An 18,414-nucleotide genomic window follows, 5' to 3' on the forward strand; every position below is an offset into this window, starting at 1 on the left:
ATCGAGGCCAGCGGCCATATTGTGCCGCGCGCAAAGGCCGGACATATGACCGCACCGTCCCAATGTGTGAAATCGACTGAAAAAGCTCTTGCCTCGCGGGCCGTTCCACATATGGGGGCAAGGTCAGCTTGGGCTCCAATCGGCAATTTCGGCTTCGGGTCCAAGGCGCGATCACACAAAAGGTGGGAGACTTCCGCTTTACGCTGGCAAGCTGACGTTTATGAGCACACGCTGTAGTTCCGCACGCAGCCTTAGGGCCTCTAATCTGCTGATAACGGCCGTTATCGAACCCACCCAATCACAGGCATGTCCCGACGGAACCATCTCAGCGATGCCTTCGCCGGCCACGAGGAGATTGCCGTACTGGCTTAGAATGAGCTGGAGCCGCGTTAGCGTCTTCGCTCAATGCTCAGTCGACCCGCTGACGGGAACCGGCACCATAAGTCAGGCCACCTTTACTGCCAGGACGCCGCCAGCTCCGCACTGCTGGTGTCATGCCTCAGCGAGCACGACCCGACCCGGCCGGGAGCGTTCTATCCGGATGGCACAGCGAGCGCCGGAATCCTCTGCTCACGACGGTATTTTGCACTCGGCTCATTGAGAGAGTGGCCGGCGCCGTTGACGCGGTTACTGCAGCCTGCCCGCAAAGCCTCGGCCGGATCCTCCGGACGAGCCGGCGGCGGAGCGAAATAGGCGTACCCTTTATGGACGATTCCGTCGAATAGGTCTGTGGGACCGACCGTAGGTGCCGTCATGTCCTGCGCACAATTGCAGGGGATTGCGGGTAGCGCCTCGAGGCAGTTTGCCGGGGATTTCCCCAGTTTCGCGCGAGTTGGGCTCCATTGTAGCCTGACCCCGAAATCCTGGGAGGGAGGCGCGCAGTTGAGATGCCAGCGTTGTGCAACATGTCGACGGCGCCGGGAAGCGCCGCTTCTGAATCCATCTTCGCATCGGTCGCCGCCAGCAGAGCCGCGATAGTCGGGTTTCTGATCGCCACAGGTTTTCGTTCGTACCCGTCCCGCCGCGCCTACTGTGATGCTGGGGGTTGATCCGCTGCCGCCGCCCCGTCGTAGCCCAAGAAGGCTAGGGATCGTCGAACCGAGTGGGCCCTTCCGGTCAACCGAAGGGCAGGCGCGAGATGCAGATGGGGGTCTTCCCGCGGGCGCCTTCGAATGCCAAGGCCAGATCAGTCAAGGGGAGCGTTTTCATGTCGACGTGCGAGAACGGACGAGGCGACGGAGTGGCGCCGTTGCTCGCATAGCCAAGTAGAGCGACGGCAGACGACACGAACGATTGCGGGCGTACCGAAAGCTTGAGCGTCAGCTCCGGCAAGCCGAAGTGATCGAACGACTATCCGTTGTGTAGCCGCTCGTCGGGAGAAATCGAGATGATCTTGGCGTTTCGCCTCCGATCACGACGATGACCGAGAGCTCCGGCAAGATCCGGCCAATCCAGACTGACGATAGCATCTACCGCTTCAAGGGCCTCCAATGGCGGACGCGCCGAAATACTGCGCTGGCACGGCCAAAAATGCCGGATGAGGGCTCGGGAATCCTGCGCCGCACTTCAAGTCGCAGATGACGCGCGCGCCGACGGCTTCGACGAACGTGATGCGGTTCTTCCAGGCTTGGTCCGCCCTTTCGTAACGGCCGACCGGGACCACAACAAGCTCGCTCGACTCAGATCAGCGAAAGTGCTTCTTGACGTGGGCTTCGCCGGCGACGGGTTCGCGCGGCTGAGGATAACGGCTCAGGGGGGCGACTGCCGGGGCTCGGGCAATCTCGTCTTCCTGGAGCGCCACGTCGAGACAGACATACACGGGAGCCGACGGAGCGGTACGGGTCATCATCGAGGCGCCGATAATGGATTTGACAGCGGCTGGTACCGTCTCGGGCTGGTCATCCCATTTCACGAACGGGCCGGACCAACGCTCCCTGGTCCCGGAGGAGATCCGGTCATGCTGCCCTCGGGCGTTCGCCGTTGTCCCTCCACGCCGTCCCATACGCATCGCGCGGCAGTATACCGCCGATTACGTGCAACGACCTCGAGCTTCTCCGGAGGCTTGGCATGCTTGCCATCGGTGCTGCTTGTGCCTTGGTTGCGGTGTTCATCCCGATCGAGCATCGGAGGAAGATGGTGGAGTCGACGGGGAGGAAGCGGGCGAGAAGAGCGCCTGAGCAAGACTCGTCCTCCCCCGGAGCGATCGCCGCTGCGGGCGCCTTCGTTTTGATCCATGAGGAAGGGATGTCGATCGTCGATCGCCGGCGCGCCGATGACCCCGGCGCCAAAAGCAGCGGAGCCGGCGCCTAAGCCCGGTGCGGCGATTTCCTTGAACTCGTGTTACCGCTGGAGCGGTTCGATGAACAGGGACCAGTAATACTCGGCAGCCGCTTCCTGCGAGAGCTTGCGGTCTTCCATCGAACCATACGACGCCATGCCGAGAGCCTTCAGAAAGAGAGCGTCGTCCGCCGCCTCAACTGAGAGGCTCTCGTTCATAGTTCCGTCGCCTGCCTGATCGTTGTATGCAAACAAAATGCCGCGCCCGAATGCCCCGCCGAAGCTGATTTTGCAGCGCGCGATTGCCTTTCCGTACCTGTACACGGCCGCGGTGAAGCGATCGGCATCGATGCGGCGGAAGTTGCCTTCGATACCTTCGTTCCGCTCGGCCAACTCTACCAAAGAGGCCTCGAAGAAATTAGCCATGAAGTCGAAACTTGCGTGAAGGAAGCGATCTCGATCAGCTTCAGTGAACGTTTTCTTCAGCCGCAGATTACTGGACCGCGGTTTGGCGTTCGAGAGGGGCGGCGACATTGGAGCTGGAGAAGCTTTCGACGCCTTCGAATTAGCGGCCAGCTTGGCGGGCAGGGCGGCTCGGATTTGCTTCACGACGTCGAGAAACGCCTCGTCGATATCGGACCATGCTTTGATCGGCTTCCCGTCCTTCGGTGCAGCCAGAAGCTTGCCGAACGGCGCGGAGTGCCAATCGCAGTGTCTCAGAATGACCGGAATCACCCGGGCCTCGCCGGCCTCGTGGCGCTCCATCGCGCGCTGCATCTCGACGTCATAGCAGTATGAGGACGCCAGAAAATCGGGTGAAACCAACAGAAGGATCACGCCGGCTGCATTTAGGTTGGAGTCAATGCTGTGATCGACCTCGTCGCCGGCCTTGATGCGCCTATCATGCCAAGCATCGATGAGTCCTTGCTTCTTCAGCATAGAGAGATGTATCTCCAGCCGGTCCCGCAGGTCTTCGTCCCTGTGGGAATATGAGAAAAATACGGTGGTCAACTTATCAACTCCAGCTTCGGAAAGTGCCGAGCATCTAGCTCTCGCGCCTGAGATCCGTCCGATTGCACCTCGGGCAATGTATCTTCGACAAAGGCTGCCTCCGCCGCCTAGCTTCCTGGACCTCGTCGGGCGTGAGCTCTTCGGAGTTGAAGCGGTTTCCGCAATTCAAACAGGACCACGTGATCGGCCGCGGCATTGCAAGCTCCTTAAACAACGTCATTATCGAATTGACCTCAAATAGGAGGCACAAACGCCGAGTTCAAGTCCGATCGATTGTTTACGATCGATCGGCCGGGTTCACCGCTGGCGCAAAGGTGGGCAGCGAGCGTCTCCGCCACGTGCTGACGTAGGTCTCGCCACCTCGTTGGCGCCAATTGGGCCGGCAGCGGTTCGGCAGATGCTTGAGCGAACGAGATTCCTTTTTGGGAGCTTTGGGGGCGTGCGTGCGCCGTGCCCTCTTCGAACGCTTCCTGACCGATGGCCGCATTGAGCTCGACTCCAACATCGTCGAGCGCGCCATCAGACCACAGACAATTACAAGAAAGAATAGCCTCTTCGCGAGCAGCGACGGGGGCGGACGAACCTGGGCGATCATCGCAACCCTGCTGCAGGCGGCCAAAATGAACAACGTCGATCCGTTCGCCTGGCTTAGCCTAACGCTTCAGCGTGTCGCCAACGGCTGGCCGAGCAGCGAAATCGACGCGTACGGCAAGGTCTTCGGAACTGTCGCCCCCTTCTCTGGCCGAACAAGCAAGTCAGACAGGAGAACGCCTAATGTTTCGGCGGCAAGCTCGAGAAGATCAATCGTCGGGTTCGCCTTGCCGAGCTCCAGACAGCTCATATAGGAGTTGTCGATGCCTGCATCGTAAGCGAGTTGCTCTTGCGGAATGCCGCGATCCAAGCGGATCCGGCGCACATTCAGGCTACCAGCGCACGAGCTCTCATGCGCCAAAACAGCCATTTGTTAGATCATCAAAACACGGGATAAAACCTAAATATTACAGCACGTTTGTTCCTGATACGGATGAGCGGAGTCTGCGCTGGCGCTGGACTGTCGCACACATTTGGTCGGGGAAAGGGCGGCATCGCCTCGCTTGAGGAGCCCCTAGAGCCCTCCGAACAAACCCATCTCTAATTCAGGGCTGTCCATCGCATTAGTTGATGCCTGTCACCTGACCATCGCTTCCACACGATAGTGCCTCGGCGAAACGAGCGCGGTCCTGGAGACAGATGCGTGGAATGTTCAACTGAGTTCGCTAGCATACATCCTTGCGACTTTGCGCAAGCCAAGTCGACGGCCGGCATTGTGCTTCCTCATCGAATCGCGAGCGCTCCGATGGAGCGTCGTGCGCGCCTGCTTGGCAGTCGCGCCAAGATCAGTTCACGTGCGCCCCGATTTCGTCTTCTTGCCGCGTATGTGGCGCGCGCTGAGTTGAGGTTTGGAGGCGAGCGTTTTGTAACACGCAGAGAATGTCCTGCACGCAGCGAGTTGCTGGCGTTGTCCGGTCGCGCCGAGCACGAGCACCTGATGTGTAGCGCGCTCGCTTCTCATTAGCTTGGTGTCGCGCACGCCAGGGGCGAACACCGATATCGACGGGTTTGTATTTTCCTACGTGAGAAACATAGGGGTCTATGTTTGCGTACTTTTGAGTGGAGAACTTCGGTGCTGAAAGACATCTTCGGACTAAGATCGGTTGGGCCAACCCGCTATTCTATAATATCCTTCCGGTCGTTGCAGCGCCGTCGCGAGGAGCGTCGGGGCTTGTTGACCGGAGTGGCCGAGAGCAAGCCACCCTCTGTCGAGATTAAGGCGAGCGCTGAGGAGCTCGCGCTCTGTTCGACCACGATTGTTAAGAAGGTTGTGCTGGCTTCAGCGGCAGGCCTGATCGCCTCGGGCGGGGTGCAGGCGGCCGATTTTCCAGTCAAAGCCAAAGCGATCGAGTACGTGAAGGTGTGCTCCTCGTATGGTGCCGGATTCTATTACATCCCAGGCACGGACACCTGCATCAAGCTGGGTGGTTTCCTTCGCGCCGATGTGATGCTGGGCAGCAATAGTTTTGTTCTGAACCCGGTTTCCGGTGTCGGTGCTGCGCACAATCGCCTAAGCAATGCCTACACCGCTCGGTCTCGCGCAGACCTCAGCATCGACACGCGTACAGCAAGCGAATATGGCGTGGTCCGCACCTTCTTTGAGGGGAACTTTACCTGGAAGACGGGCTCGACGAGTGCGGCCGGATCGGGCGCAACAGCGTATTCAGGGGATGGCGTCGGGCTCGGGACCCTTAGCATCTGGTATGCCTTCATCCAATTCGCGGGCTTTACGATGGGAAAGGCGGTCTCCCAGTTCAGCGCTCCTTGGACCAACTATCCGGCCAACAACTTCTTCGATGGTCTGCCGGGCGGCGGTGGCGATGCCTCGGGTGTTAACCAGCTCAGCTATACGGCTGACTTCGGTCAGGGGATTACGGCGACCGTTTCTGCGCAGGATCCAACGGCCTATTACCAGACCAATATCTGGAATACGACGAATGCCACGGCCGCCGGCATCGTGACGGGTGCTTACGGATCGCAGAGTTACGGCGGCACCGTGGCTCCCGATATTGTCGGCATGATGCGGATCGACCAGGCTTGGGGGCTCTTCCAGGCATCGGCCGCGGCGCACAACAACCATGCGGCGTACTATGGTGCGAGCGAAGTCACAGGACACGCCGACGATAAGTGGGGTTGGGCCGGTCAGCTGGCGCTATCGATCAAGAATATTCCGACCGGCGCGGGAGACACGATCAATTTGCAGGCCGCTTACACCAAGGGTGCCAGCAGCTTTAGCATCCAGGAAAACATCCCGACCGCGTGGGCGATGTACGGGGGCACTAGCCGAGCCGGTGCGTATCAGAGCCTTGGTTTCGCCGGCGTTGCTGATGCCATCTATTCCGGCTCGACAGCGGCAACTAGCACGGCTTTTCAGCTGACCACGACGTACGGCTTCAACGGTGGTTACATTCATAACTGGGGTCCCTATTGGAACACTGCGGTTTATGGCGGGTGGGCCGCTATTCGCTACACCGATGCGGCCAAGGCTCAGATTTGCGGCAGCGCTGGCATGGCCGCACTCGGGTTGAAAGGCGTCTGCAACCCCGACTTCAATATTGCTGCGGTCGGCACGGTTACGCGCTGGACGCCGGTCAGAAACCTGACGTTCTCCGCGGATCTGTTCGCCACATTCCTCGATCAGAAATATTCTGGCACTATGGCGGCGCCGGCAGTTACGACAGTCGCCAAACCTGCCGCAGTATATGAACTCAAGAACCAGAGCGCGTTCAGTATGCTCCTGCGCGTCCAGCGCAATTGGTAGGTCGTCGCTTCGGCGGGCGGAAATATGCTCCAGAAGAGTTCACAAGGCTCGAGGCGACCGTCCTCGATCGGGCGGCTAGCTCGGTGCTAACATCATTGGGAAGGCGGCCGACGCGCGCGTCGGCCGCCTTCCGTACAACCAAGCTCCACTCAGCATATTGTTGCCGCTCGAGATAGCGGATCAGAAGGTGTCGTGGTCCAATCGAGGTTGTCACAGTACCTTCTCGCCAACCGTTGCATGCAGCGTCGCTACCATGCGCCGCGAAAGCGTTCGCAGCATGAAACCGTCAATGCCGCCGTACATCCAATCGAATTGATGCTCGCCCGGTACACCGAATGCTTACAACGTCGCTCGCGTCGGATGCTGGACCAGGTCGTGCGCGGCGATCGCATTGGTCGCGCGCTTGGTATCTGATGGACATCGACGGGACCTGAGCGCCATGTGCGGCAATGTCGCGCTAGGTCGCGTGAACGCGCCGATGCTGGATGCGGTTTCGCCAGTCGAAAGTGACGCCGTCGCCCCAGTCATAAGCTCCCTGCGACGTTAGCCTGCTTCCAAAACTGCGGCCTTCTTGCAGAGCCGAGCGACCCACCGGCAAAAGGCGCGGGCAATTTTAGGATTGCCCACTATGATCGACTGCATAGGCCCATATTGCATGCCACTGGGAGTGCGCGATCCGAGTATCACCTGCAGGACGCCACGAGATCGCCGATAAGAATCTCTGCGCCACCAGAAGGCATTTGCCGGCTATGACCGCGGGCAGAGCAAGGTAATTGTGATCATATCGATATCAGGTCCATCGCCCTCAGCCATGTCGGCAGTATGTCAGGCCGAAACTTGATGTTGAGAAGTGGCATTGAACGCGATTGAGACGGCTCTTCCCGCGACGTGATTTGGAGAGCCGACGCATACGATCGCCTCATTATAGATTTCCCAGTCGTCTGCCGGTTCAATGAGTCGCGGGTAATGAGATGTCGAAATCGTCGGAGGACGTCGGCGGGGACACCGTTCCACAAGGTCAGTACCGAGATAGTTTTGTAGCACAGCCCGGTAGCGGCTGATCGAGCTCTGTGTCGTTCCCGATGTCCTGGCTGCGCGTGTCACGCTTCCTTCGCGGGCAATGGTCACAAACGCCCGGATTGCATTGAGGGGCACTTCATCGTGTTCGGCAGCCATCATCTGCTGGGCAGGCCATTGCCAAACGACGAGACGAGGAGTGCCCCATCACACTCTTCGATGTGTGCAGCCGGAGTACTGCCTGTCGACAGTCTGTCGAGGGGAAAAGTCGCGTTTCAGTACGCTTCGTACGATCTGATTTTGCGGATTTGATTGATCGGCGGCGGTCGCGTTTTCAGATGGCAGCCGTTGGGGCGGCGTGATCACTGGTCTCGCCGTCGATAGTACGCGGCTCGCTGGAGGATAAAGCCGTCTTACCAAAATCGTCCCAAAGCTGCGGATGGGGCCTGAACGGTGCTTGGTCGCGAAGTATTGCCTCAAGATCGCGTGAGTTGCGGAGGCATCAAAACACCGCGTTTAGCGAAGGAAGCGAGCTTCAGCGGCGTTGACCTCGTGCATCTTCTGGAGCCTGAAAATCTCCTCCACCGGCAGAATATCCTTGTGGACGTTCTGGACGCCACCGTCAGCAATGATCCGGCGGAAAGTCTCCTGCATGGCAGTTGCAGCAGCGCGGATACCGTAATTGCCATAGATCATCATACGGACATTGCCCAGCGCCTTGACCCTTTCGGCGTCGAGATCTGGATAGGCGTTCGGCACGATCACCAGCGGCACCGGTCCGGTCCAGGCGCGCGAAAAGCTTTCGATCTCGGATGGATCCCGCTTTTTCGAGTGGATCAGGATCATGTCGGCGCCGGCGTCCACATAGGCGTGGGCGCGCTGCAGAGCTTCAGCTTTGCCGAGGCCAGCGATCAAGGCCTCGGTGCGCGCGATCACGAGGAAATCCGGGTCCCGTCTTGTCGCGATGGCAGCCTCGATCTTGCCCTGGAATTCCTCAATCCGCAGCAGTTCCTGGCGCCCATCGGCCGCAAGGCTCGTGACCTTTGGAAAAGTCTTGTCCTCGATGACGACGGCGCTGGCGCCGGCGCACTCATATTCGCCGATAGCATGGATGACATTGATTGCGTTGCCGTAGCCCGTGTCGATGTCCGCGATGATTGGCAGCGTCGTGCGGCCGGCGATCGCCCGCAGCGTATCCAGATGCTGCGTCATCGAAATCAGGCTCATATCCGCCAGCCCGTAAAGCGCCGACAGCTCGAAGCCGGAGGCCCACAGGCCATCAAATCCCGCTTCTTCGGCGAGAATAGCTGAAAGAGGACTATGGGCAGCCATGATGTGGAGGAGGCTGGTTTCGGATAGGCGCATGCGGAGGCATTTGGCCGGGGGCATCGGCAGATCTTTCAGGACAGGGCCGCGCAGGCGGCGATGATGCGATCACAGGCGCGGGTGAGGTCCTCGAGTGAAGAGGCATATGAAATACGGATATAGGGCGAGGCCATAAAGCCGCTGCCGGGCACGACGGCTACGGCGAATGCGTCGAGCAAATACATGGCGAAATCGGCATCGGTTTCGATCACCTTGCCGCCGGGCGTGCGCTTGCCGATGACGCCCGCGCAGGAGGGAAAAACGTAAAAGGCTCCGTCCGGCACCCGGCACGATAAGCCCTCGGCCTGGTTCAGCTTGCTAATCACGAGGTCGCGGCGCTCCAGAAAGGCGCGCAGGAATTCATCGATATGGTCCCGTCCGCCAGACAATGCCTCAATGGCGGCGTATTGCGAAACCGAGCTGGTGTGTGACGACGTCTGGCCTTGGATGAGGTTCATGGCCTTAATCAATGGGAGAGGCCCCGCACCGTAACCGACGCGCCATCCAGTCATTGCATCGGCCTTGGACACGCCGTTGACGGTCAAAGTGCGCTCATAGAGGTCGGGCGCGACGGCGGCCATGGTCGCAAAGTCGGCCTCATAGGTGAGCTTTTCATAAATGTCGTCCGACAGCACGTGAATTTGCGCATGTCGCCGCAGCACCGCGGCGAGCGCAAGCAACTCGCTTCGGCTGTAGACTGCACCGGTTGGGTTGCATGGCGAATTCAGCATCAACCACTTAGTTTGCGGCGTGATCGCTGCCTCCAGCGCCTCGGGACGGAGCTTGAAACCATCGAGCTCATCGCAGGCGACAAGAACCGGCTTGCCGCCGGCGAGCGCCACCATATCGGGATAGGAGACCCAGCACGGCGTCGGGATCACAACCTCGTCGCCCGGATTGAGGCTGGCAAAGAGCGCGTTGAACACAACCTGCTTGGCACCACAGCCGACCGTGATCTGGTCCAGAGCGTAATCGAGCCCGTGGTCACGGCTGAAGCTCTCGCGGATCGCTTGACGTAACGGCTTGATCCCGGCGACCGCAGTGTACTTCGTCCGGCCGCCGCGGATTGCCCGGATGCCGGCTTCGCAAACAGCCGCTGGCGTCTCGAAATCCGGTTCGCCCTGGCTGAGCGTAATCACATCGATGCCTTGCTCGCGCAGTTCGGCGGCACGCGCTGTCATGGCTTTGGTTTCAGAGGGGCGGACGGCGCGGAGGCGCCCTGCAATAAGAGACAAGATAAGAGGACCTTCGGACTTGCAATGACCATTTCTTGGCAGTTCCTACCCGCTCCCAAAGAGTCGAGCCAATCGCACAATCAGGTTTTTACATGAAACAATCGAAAGTGACGATGCTTAATTGCCGTCTCCGCCGGACCCGCCGCATCTGCGGACCCTGCAGACGGCGATGGAAGGCTCGCGGGCGCCGGCCTCGGTTCGGCACTTGATACCGCCTGTCAGCCCCACGCCTCTGCGTACGGCGAGGAACCGCCGCGGAAGCGTGTCGGGTGAACAGTCTGCGCGGCGACGGTTGAGGCTTGAATGCCATCAGTCGACGTGATCGATCTTTTTGCACCACCGCATGCCGGCTCGGTTCCTCGCTCTGTATGTTCGCGACGGATCTGCGGGAAGGCGCGCCCGGCTAGAGCAACGGGTAACGATGGATAGAGCGTACTAGCAGCACGCAAGCCGCTGGTGGCGATTGCGCTGCATCCAGGCCGATCAGATTCCGCCAAGTCGTAGATGCCCCAATGGTCTGAAGGACATCAGCAAAGGCTCGCATTGACCTGTGCTTCAAATGACGAGTGGTCGTGTACATCCATGGTGAGCTGATGAGTTGGTTTGCAGTTCTATCCCACTCGACGGGAACGATTGGAGATCTTGAACGAACCTCGGATAACAATCGTAAATGGGGCGTGACGGGCGAGCAGTTCGCATCCACCTTGTCGAAGCAGCCAGCGCTCAGCAGTTGACGAGCGTCTGCGGGGCCTCAACGGCAACCCGGCGAGGGGCTGACGGACGTAGACAGTGCATTGTTGCGACTGCGCGGGTGATCGGCTTCGAGCGAGATAGGGCGCTGCGCCGGATCTAAACGAGCATGTGCCCGGGCCATTCGCAGCAAGCGCGTACTCTCTTCGCGGCCAATCTCTCAGAAAGGAACACGTTACTTCGCCCTTCGACATCTCGTCTGGGATGTATCGCATATTTGGTTGGTTTGCATCGAAGTATTCGCTGACTGTCATCCAACTGTAGCAAGCCGGGTTTTGAAGCTCCTAACCATCGGCGGCCGATGAGATGAGAGAAGTGCAATGGTTCTCGTTCGCTGCGACTTTTCGCGACGATATGGAAGGGCTCGATTGGAACCTAGATTCGTAGGCAGCAGCTGTTCGACTGCGCGGCTCGTATGTCTCTTCAGTCGGCAAGCTCGGATCGCGATGTTGATCTCACGGGCCATCGGGCTGTCGACTGCGATGCTCATCCTGCCCCGACCCGGGCCGGCATCCGCTTTTGTTGCCGCACGTTGCGGGCCAGGCATTCATGTCTTTGGACGCCGCGCAAGTGTGAGCCCAGCGCGCTTACGCCAAGAAGTGCTGGCAAGGCCGTGGGCCGCAAATGCGAGTCCTCCATTGAGGGGCGCGCGCCGGATCGTGATGTTCGAGGCTCTCATTAACTCCACGCAGGGCCATAAACCTGCGGGCGAGCGCATCTGCAAATCCTGCATCGTGACGCAGGAAGATGGTGACGGGCTTTACTGTTCCCCGGCGATCGTTCCCAGCGATTTCTGATGCACTACATGGCCCGACACCCTTGAGCCTCGTATCACGAAACATCCAATCACCAACGACGGAACCAGCACATGTCTAGAGATCATCAGGCCCGAACGGCGCCTATTAGCCTTGAACGGTCAACTCCACCGGCTTGTGCGAACCTGAAAGAGACAGTCAGAGAGAGCCTTCGTGCACTCAGTGATTCAACGGAGATCCAAAAAGGCGTGAGACAACATCGGTTTTCCGGAACAGAGGTGGACAAAGGTCATGCCGCCAAGTGGCTGGCATTGCGCTTTGAGCGGGCTGTCGATCCGCAACGGATCATCCTCACCAATGGGGCCCAGAGCGCGATGGTTCTTGCCCTCGCATCAGTCGCTGCGCCGGGCGACACCATCTTAACGGAGGAGCTCACCTATTACGGTTTTCGCAAGCATGCGCATCTTCAGGGCATCCGAACCGAAACAATAGCGATGGATAACGATGGCGCCGAACCCGAGTCGTTCGAGACAGCATGCCGCATGTTTGCGCCAAAAGCACTTTTTCTGATGCCGACTATCCACAACCCGACAACGATCGTCATGTCGCTCCAGCGGCGGCAACGAATCGTTCAAATCGCGAGGCAATATGGAGTGAGCATCATCGAAGATGATGTGTATGGAGTGCTCGCGGAGAGCGTTCCAGCTCCCTTTGGCGCATTGGCGCCCGAGATGACATGGCATATCACAAGTTTTGCCAAATGCGTCGGCCCTGGTGTTCGGGTTGGCTATCTCGTTGCGCCTCATGGCAAGGCGGCGCAAACAACGCTTGACCGCTTCTATGGCATGTCGACCTGGTTTGCCGCCCCTTTCTCTGTCGAACTGGTGAACTTCTGGCTCGCCCGTGGTTCAATGGAAGAGATCGTAGCCGGCGTCAGAGAAGAGGCGGCCGCCAGACAGAGGATTGCCACGCAATGGCTCAGTGGCATCTCATTTCGCACCCGGCCGGATGCGCTTTTCCTTTGGGTCGATCTTGGCGAGATCATTGATCAGGACGAGCTGGTTGCCCAATGCGCTTCAAGACATATCACTATCCGTCCTGGGCGGATTTTTGCAACTGATCCGAAGTTGCCTCTAAATCACGTCCGTCTTGTCATCGGCAGCCCTGAGAGCCGCGATGAGTTGGAGGCGGCTATGGCTGTGGTGGGAGGTGTTCTCCAAGAGGCTCGAAATCTAGGGGCTATGGCGGGCGTTCGCTGATGTCTCGCGATCACCGTTTTATTATCGCGAGCTTTGATGGTTTGCGCCCCGACCTCATTAGCCCGCAATTGACCCCTCATCTTTGGCGTATGAAGGCGGCTGGGGTGACGCTTGCGAAGCATCGCACCATTTATCCGAGCGAAACCCGATCCGCTTTCCCGAGCCTTGTCACCGGCGCCACGGCCGACCGCCATGGCATGGTCGGTAACAAATATCTCGATCGAGCCGTGACCCCGCCGCGCTATATCGACACGTCCGATGCGGTTCTGCTACGCCGGCTCGATGTCGAGAGCTGTGGCCGGCTTTATTCGGCGCCATCGCTCGGCGAGATCTTGGCGGCGAAGGGGCGCAGCCTCGCTGTCCTCGCCACCAATACAGCGGGTACCACCAGGCTGTTCCACCACAAGGCGGAGGATTTCGGGCAAATCCGTCTGTCCGGTCATTTTCGCGAGGCCTGTACGCCACACGATGTGCTCACCGAGATCGAAAGGCGTTTCGGCCCATTGCCTCCAGCTCCACCGAAAACGGAGCCCGATCGCACTGGACAGGATTGGATTACATCCGCCTTTCTCGACGTCGTTTGGCCGAAATATCGTCCCGACGTGACGATCCTTTCCTATGGTGAGCCGGACGTCACCTCGCATTTTCACGGCACCGGTGCCGAGGCGACGCGCTCCATCATCGCTCATTGCGACCACCAGTTCGGTCGCGTGCTCGACTGGTGGCAGGCCGAGGGAAAGCAGGCTGGGGTTCAGATCTTCGCGGTCTCGGACCACGGCCATATCACCGGCCATACGCGGGTCTCAGTCACCAATAGTCTGCGTGCGGCAGGGTTCAACCCCGGTACGGCGCCGTCTGCCGATGTTGACGTGGTGGTGGTGCCTGGCCAAGTTGGTGCTCTCTATCTTGCCAATCCAGAGGAGGCAAACGTCGCGCGGCTGGTTACGGCCATGACATCCGAGCCGTGGTGCGGTCCGCTGTTCACGCGTGCGAAAGACGACGTCAACGGCATCGCCGCCGGGAGCCTCTCAAATCGCCTGATTTTTGCGGATCATCCCCGCGCCCCGGACGTCACGTTTTCCTTCCGTGCCGACGATACCATCGACCCGTTCGGCCTCCTAGGCGGCACCTTCTATGACAACGACCGCCGGGCGGGTCTCGGCGTTCACGGCGGTCTCCATCCGAAGGAGCTCGCAGCAGTCGGCCTCGTCGCAGGATTAGCGTTCCCGAATGCCGGATGCGCATCTTTCGTTGCGTCAGGTATTTGCGACATCGCACCGACAATTCTGGATCTGCTTGGCATTGAAGCACCCCAGACGATGAGCGGACGGGTGCTCCATGAACTGCTCCGGCCGTTCGAGGCCTTCGAGAGTCCTGTACGCGAGGAAAGCTTCGAGACGCGCCTTGGAGGCTATAGACAGTTGCTCCGGCGCGAGCATGTCGGCCACGCCTGTTACATTGCCGGCGGTTGGAATTCCTATTGAAGTGCGAGGCCCAACGGTTTAACGCCAAGCGCCCATCGCGGATCATGTGCATCTGTCAGATCATGTCGCTCATTTGTTGAGAAAAGATCGATGCGATCAACACGAACAAGTCCGCGATGGTGTCGGCCTTTGAGGTGCCAAGGCGCCGGCCTCGGGACTTCAATCGAGTTCAGCGTATCCGTCTCATTGCCGCAACGCGCGATGTCTTGGATTCGCGGGTCTTGTCAGATTCGTGCTGTGTGGGCGGTGGGAGCTCGTCTGGTTTGCAATCCGCCGTCGACAGCCGGATCGGCCGTAGCACCATCAGTCCAGGCCAGCAGTGTTGTGGCGCCGATGCAGACCGGTTGATCACAATCAATGTTCGAAGGAACAAAAAGCGCGTACCAAAATATAAGTTGGCAATCGGTCGGGTATGCCGACGCCGAGCAGGCATCGAGGGTATGGACATCAATGGATCCTGCCCACTCGGATAATACCTGAAGGTCCGAAGTGCGCTTAGACGTGGACCGTGAGCGCTCCGCAGGGGCAGCGCGCCGCTTGCGTTTGGTTGCGCGGACGCTCGCAATATGCGGTCAGTTCGTTGTTGTTGCCGCGCCTCGGGCGTATTTGGCCGAGTCCAATTCTAGCATCGCGAGCTATGCCCTGACGAGCATGTCACGCCTTGCTCAATTGCGGTCGCACCAAGGCCCGCAGCGCTTCACGCGTTGCTTCTTAGACACATTCTCTTAACCGAGCATCGGACGTCATCGCATTCGGGCAAGCTTACATCGAATTATTCGATGGTCGTCATCCGGCTGTAGCAGTCCGATCTTTTAACGTCTCACACAACGGCGGACACGCCCAAACGGGATTAAGCGATCTCAGTGCCGTGCTCAGCAACACGTTCATGATGTGGGAGTAACGGCGATGGCATCGGTATCGATTGATAGGATCGTGAAGAACTATGGCCCGATGCCTGTCTTGCGTGATGTCTCACTCTCGATAGCAGATGGTGAGTTCCTGACGCTGCTCGGACCTTCCGGGTGTGGCAAGTCAACGCTCTTACGCGTGCTGGCAGGGCTCGAGATGCAGGACGCCGGGTCGATTCTAATTGGTGGACGGGTGGTCGATGGCCTCAGGCCGAAGCGGCGGGATGTGGCGATGGTGTTCCAGTCTTACGCCCTCTATCCGCATATGACGGTCGCCGCCAACATTGCGCTGCCGCTCCGGATGCGGCGGCTCACGGCCGTCCAGAGGCTTCCCCTTGTCGGCCGTCTGGTTCCAGGAAGGGCGCGGATCGCTGCCGAAATCGAGATGGAAGTCACCCGCACCGCCAAGTCCCTCGATATCTGCCATCTATTGAGCCGCAAACCGGGACAGCTCTCCGGCGGCCAACGCCAGCGCGTGGCAGTCGGCCGGGCGATGGTTCGCCATCCGGCTGTCTTTCTAATGGACGAGCCTCTGTCCAACCTGGACAGCAAGCTGCGCGTGCAGATGCGCGCGGAGATCAAGGAGCTGCACCAGCGGCTCGGGGGAACCTTCGTCTACGTCACCCATGATCAGGCCGAGGCCATGACGCTGTCGGACCGCGTCGCGGTGATGCTCGATGGCGAGTTGCTGCAGGTCGCTCCGCCGCAGGACATTTATGGCGATCCTAGCGATCGGCGCGTCGCAGAATTCATCGGCTCGCCCAAGATCAACATACTCGAGGGCGTGATGCGCGAACGCGGGCTCATCGACGTGGCCGGATCGACTCTCAAGATCGATGCCGCTGCACTCCCCGGTATGCATCTGAGCCTCGGAATCCGCCCGGAGGCTCTTCATCTCGCCGACCAGGGCGGTCAGGGCACGCTGACTGGTTCGGTTCGCATGATCGAGCATATGGGCTCCGATCTGTTCGTCCGTCTCGATCTAGCAGGCCCCAACCAGCCGCTGGTCGCCAGACTTCCGGCCGAATACGGGCCTCGTATCACCCCCGGCCAGACTTTGCACGTCGGTATCAGGCCGGAGCGGGTGCTTCTCTTTACCCCCGATGGACGGCGTTTGCGCGGGCAAGTCGAACTTAGCCGGTCATCGGTTACGCCGCTTCGCGAGGCCGCTCGATGAGGGGGCTTCGTGCGATCTCCGGCGCCCGCCACGAACTCTCCTCAAGACGTGGTGCGTCGATGTTTCGATGTCCCGCCGCGTCCAAGGCGTCCGGACGAGGTCTTCGCGAAGCCCTGGCGGCTTGGATTTTGGCCGGGCCGTCACTCTTCTTTCTGCTCATGCTTTACTGCCTGCCCGTGATCGGCGTTTTCGTTATCGCATTCACCGACTGGCAGTTCGGCGCGGCGACGCTCTCCTTCGTCGGCCTCGACAACTTCCGCGAGGTCATTGCAGACGAGGGCTTTAGGTCCTCACTTCGCAACACAGCCATCTACTTGCTGGTCGTCGTTCCGGGCACTGTCAGCCTCGGACTTTTGATCGCTCTCCTGATCGAAGGCTGCAAGTCCTGCCGCTCCTTCTACCGCGCCGTTCACTTTCTGCCCTTTATGGCGACGATGTCTGCCATGGCGATTGCCTGGGAAGCGCTGCTGCATCCGACCATCGGCCTTGTCAATCAGACATTGTCTGCGATCGGCATGCCGGCCGCCAACTGGCTGCGCGACGAGCACACTGTTCTGCCGGCGCTCGCCGCAATAGGCATATGGCAGAATCTGGGCTTCGCGATGGTGCTGTTCCTCGCGGGTCTCAAGAGCATCCCTCAGGACATCTACAGTGCAGCCGACGTCGACGGTGCTGACCTGTGGCTGGACCGCCTGCGTACCGTCACGCTGCCAATGCTCGGCCCGGTCTCGATGTTCGTTGTCATCGTTGTGGCGCTGAGAGCGTTCGCTTCGTTCGACACAGTAAAAGTGCTTACCCAGGGCGGCCCCGGCCACGCCTCCGAAATGCTGCTCTACTCGCTCTACCGAGAGAGTTTCGAGTATCTGCGCACCGGATATGGCGCGGCAATCGCTGTCGTCTTTCTGGCCATCGTCGTGACCCTCACCCTCGTTCAGGCCCACCTCATGGATCGGAAAGTGCACTACCAATGAGCACCAGAGCGCTTCGCGCTTGCCTGTTGTTGTCTCCCGCTGCGCTCTTCCGGCATGCCGTTCTGCTCGCCACCGGTGCGCTCATCCTCGTGCCTTTCGTCTGGATGGTGTCGCTGTCAATCAAGCCACCTGGAGAGATCTTCCAGACGAGCTTTTCCTTCTGGCCCGTCCAGTTCTATGGCGTCGAGAACTATACAAAGGCAGCGACTCAGGTGCCGTTGCCACGCTATCTCGGCAACGGCGTCATGATCTGCGCATTGATCCTGGCGCTACAGATCCTTATCTGTGCGCCGTGCGCCTACGCACTCGCCAAACTAAGCTTTGCCGGTCGTGATACTCTCTTCGGCTTGGTGCTGATCGGGCTCCTCCTGCCGCATCAGGTACTTTCGCTGCCGCTCTTCATTCTCGGTTATCAGCTCGGCATCCTCAATACCTACGCGGCGCTCGTCTTTCCCTATGTGGTCTCGCCCTTCGGCATCTTCCTATTCCGGCAGTTCTTTAAGACCATTCCAGACGACGTCGTTCACGCCGCGCGGCTCGATGGTCTCTCCGAAATTGCAATCGTGTGGAAAATCATGGTACCAATGGCATTGCCCGCCGTGATCGCGTTCGCAATTTTCTCGATCGTCTCGCATTGGAACGATCTGTTCTGGCCGCTGATCGCGGTGCACGATCAATCGCTGATGCCGCCGCCGCTCGGAATCATGGTCTTCAAGAGCGAGGAGGCGGGCACCGACTACGGCCCGCTCATGGCCGCAGCAACCCTTGTCGTTCTGCCTCTCATCGTCGCATTCCTGGCCGCACAGCGTTGGTTCGTCGAAGGCTTGGCGGAAGGGGCGATCAAGTAACGGTA

General features: G+C 59.6%; 13 protein-coding genes and 1 pseudogene. 9 read left to right on the plus strand and 5 right to left on the minus strand.

Going from position 1 to position 18,414, the window contains the following annotated elements:
* A partial coding sequence (locus I6F33_RS34290; RefSeq protein WP_225145454.1) for a hypothetical protein occupies positions 1-237 on the plus strand: 237 nt, incomplete at its 5' end.
* 1,830 nt (positions 238-2,067) lie between these two features.
* Complete coding sequence (locus I6F33_RS34295) at positions 2,068-2,310, plus strand: hypothetical protein (RefSeq protein WP_225145455.1); 243 nt, start codon at positions 2,068-2,070, stop codon at positions 2,308-2,310.
* Positions 2,311-2,340: 30 nt separating this feature from the next.
* Here the strand turns inward: I6F33_RS34295 and I6F33_RS34300 are convergent, their stop codons facing one another.
* Positions 2,341-3,288, minus strand: coding sequence for a toll/interleukin-1 receptor domain-containing protein (locus I6F33_RS34300; protein WP_225145456.1), 948 nt, complete (start codon positions 3,286-3,288; stop codon positions 2,341-2,343).
* A gap of 446 nt (positions 3,289-3,734) precedes the next feature.
* Between I6F33_RS34300 and I6F33_RS34305 the strand changes: the two are divergent.
* Positions 3,735-3,992: pseudogene (locus I6F33_RS34305) on the plus strand (transposase); the annotation flags it as partial.
* On the opposite strand, the gene I6F33_RS34310 reads toward I6F33_RS34305, so the two are convergent.
* Positions 3,950-4,249, minus strand: coding sequence for a helix-turn-helix domain-containing protein (locus tag I6F33_RS34310; protein WP_225145457.1), 300 nt, complete (start codon positions 4,247-4,249; stop codon positions 3,950-3,952). The pseudogene I6F33_RS34305 and the gene I6F33_RS34310 overlap by 43 nt on opposite strands.
* 885 nt (positions 4,250-5,134) lie before the next feature.
* On the opposite strand from I6F33_RS34310, the gene I6F33_RS34315 reads away from it, so the two are divergent.
* Positions 5,135-6,640, plus strand: coding sequence for a porin (locus I6F33_RS34315; protein ID WP_225145495.1), 1,506 nt, complete (start codon positions 5,135-5,137; stop codon positions 6,638-6,640).
* Positions 6,641-7,465: 825 nt separating this feature from the next.
* On the opposite strand, the gene I6F33_RS38550 is transcribed toward I6F33_RS34315, so the two are convergent.
* The 3 genes from I6F33_RS38550 to I6F33_RS34330 all read right to left on the minus strand — a co-directional run bounded on the left by I6F33_RS38550 (position 7,466) and on the right by I6F33_RS34330 (position 10,203).
* Positions 7,466-7,819 (minus strand): LysR family transcriptional regulator, encoded by a 354-nt coding sequence (locus I6F33_RS38550; protein WP_346656710.1) that lies wholly within the window; start codon positions 7,817-7,819, stop codon positions 7,466-7,468.
* A 354-nt stretch (positions 7,820-8,173) separates the two neighbouring features.
* Positions 8,174-9,022, minus strand: a complete 849-nt coding sequence (locus I6F33_RS34325) for an isocitrate lyase/phosphoenolpyruvate mutase family protein (protein WP_225145458.1) — start codon at positions 9,020-9,022, stop codon at positions 8,174-8,176.
* 35 nt (positions 9,023-9,057) lie between these two features.
* Entirely contained in the window at positions 9,058-10,203 is a 1,146-nt protein-coding gene (locus I6F33_RS34330; RefSeq protein ID WP_225145459.1) for a pyridoxal phosphate-dependent aminotransferase, read from the minus strand.
* Between the two features lie 1,672 nt (positions 10,204-11,875).
* On the opposite strand from I6F33_RS34330, the gene I6F33_RS34335 reads away from it, so the two are divergent.
* The 5 genes from I6F33_RS34335 (at position 11,876) to I6F33_RS34355 (ending at position 18,409) form a co-directional block, all read left to right on the plus strand.
* Positions 11,876-13,021, plus strand: a complete 1,146-nt coding sequence (locus I6F33_RS34335) for a PLP-dependent aminotransferase family protein (RefSeq protein ID WP_225145460.1) — start codon at positions 11,876-11,878, stop codon at positions 13,019-13,021.
* Complete coding sequence (locus tag I6F33_RS34340; RefSeq protein ID WP_225145461.1) at positions 13,021-14,505, plus strand: alkaline phosphatase family protein; 1,485 nt, start codon at positions 13,021-13,023, stop codon at positions 14,503-14,505. The genes I6F33_RS34335 and I6F33_RS34340 overlap by 1 nt, the downstream gene beginning before the upstream one ends.
* Positions 14,506-15,411: 906 nt before the next feature.
* A complete protein-coding gene (locus I6F33_RS34345) occupies positions 15,412-16,590 on the plus strand; it encodes an ABC transporter ATP-binding protein (protein ID WP_225145462.1) in 1,179 nt (392 codons plus the stop codon).
* On the plus strand, positions 16,587-17,561 hold the full coding sequence (locus I6F33_RS34350; RefSeq protein ID WP_225145463.1) for a carbohydrate ABC transporter permease: 975 nt from the start codon (positions 16,587-16,589) through the stop codon (positions 17,559-17,561). Before I6F33_RS34345 ends, I6F33_RS34350 begins: the two co-directional genes overlap by 4 nt.
* A complete protein-coding gene (locus tag I6F33_RS34355; RefSeq protein ID WP_225145464.1) occupies positions 17,558-18,409 on the plus strand; it encodes a carbohydrate ABC transporter permease in 852 nt (283 codons plus the stop codon). The genes I6F33_RS34350 and I6F33_RS34355 overlap by 4 nt, the downstream gene beginning before the upstream one ends.
* Positions 18,410-18,414: the final 5 nt, after the last annotated feature.

The organism is Bradyrhizobium sp. BRP20, from assembly GCF_020194215.1.
Classification (GTDB): Bacteria; Pseudomonadota; Alphaproteobacteria; order Rhizobiales; family Xanthobacteraceae; genus Bradyrhizobium; species Bradyrhizobium yuanmingense.

Coding starts and splice junctions, on each gene's coding strand:
- I6F33_RS34295 (WP_225145455.1), top strand. CDS start 2,068: ATGCTTGCCATCGGTGCTGCTTGTGCCTTGGTTGCGGTGTTCATCCCG.
- I6F33_RS34310 (WP_225145457.1), bottom strand. CDS start 4,249: ATGGCTGTTTTGGCGCATGAGAGCTCGTGCGCTGGTAGCCTGAATGTG.
- I6F33_RS38550 (WP_346656710.1), bottom strand. CDS start 7,819: ATGATGGCTGCCGAACACGATGAAGTGCCCCTCAATGCAATCCGGGCG.
- I6F33_RS34325 (WP_225145458.1), bottom strand. CDS start 9,022: ATGCGCCTATCCGAAACCAGCCTCCTCCACATCATGGCTGCCCATAGT.
- I6F33_RS34330 (WP_225145459.1), bottom strand. CDS start 10,203: ATGACAGCGCGTGCCGCCGAACTGCGCGAGCAAGGCATCGATGTGATT.
- I6F33_RS34335 (WP_225145460.1), top strand. CDS start 11,876: ATGTCTAGAGATCATCAGGCCCGAACGGCGCCTATTAGCCTTGAACGG.
- I6F33_RS34340 (WP_225145461.1), top strand. CDS start 13,021: ATGTCTCGCGATCACCGTTTTATTATCGCGAGCTTTGATGGTTTGCGC.
- I6F33_RS34345 (WP_225145462.1), top strand. CDS start 15,412: ATGGCATCGGTATCGATTGATAGGATCGTGAAGAACTATGGCCCGATG.
- I6F33_RS34350 (WP_225145463.1), top strand. CDS start 16,587: ATGAGGGGGCTTCGTGCGATCTCCGGCGCCCGCCACGAACTCTCCTCA.
- I6F33_RS34355 (WP_225145464.1), top strand. CDS start 17,558: ATGAGCACCAGAGCGCTTCGCGCTTGCCTGTTGTTGTCTCCCGCTGCG.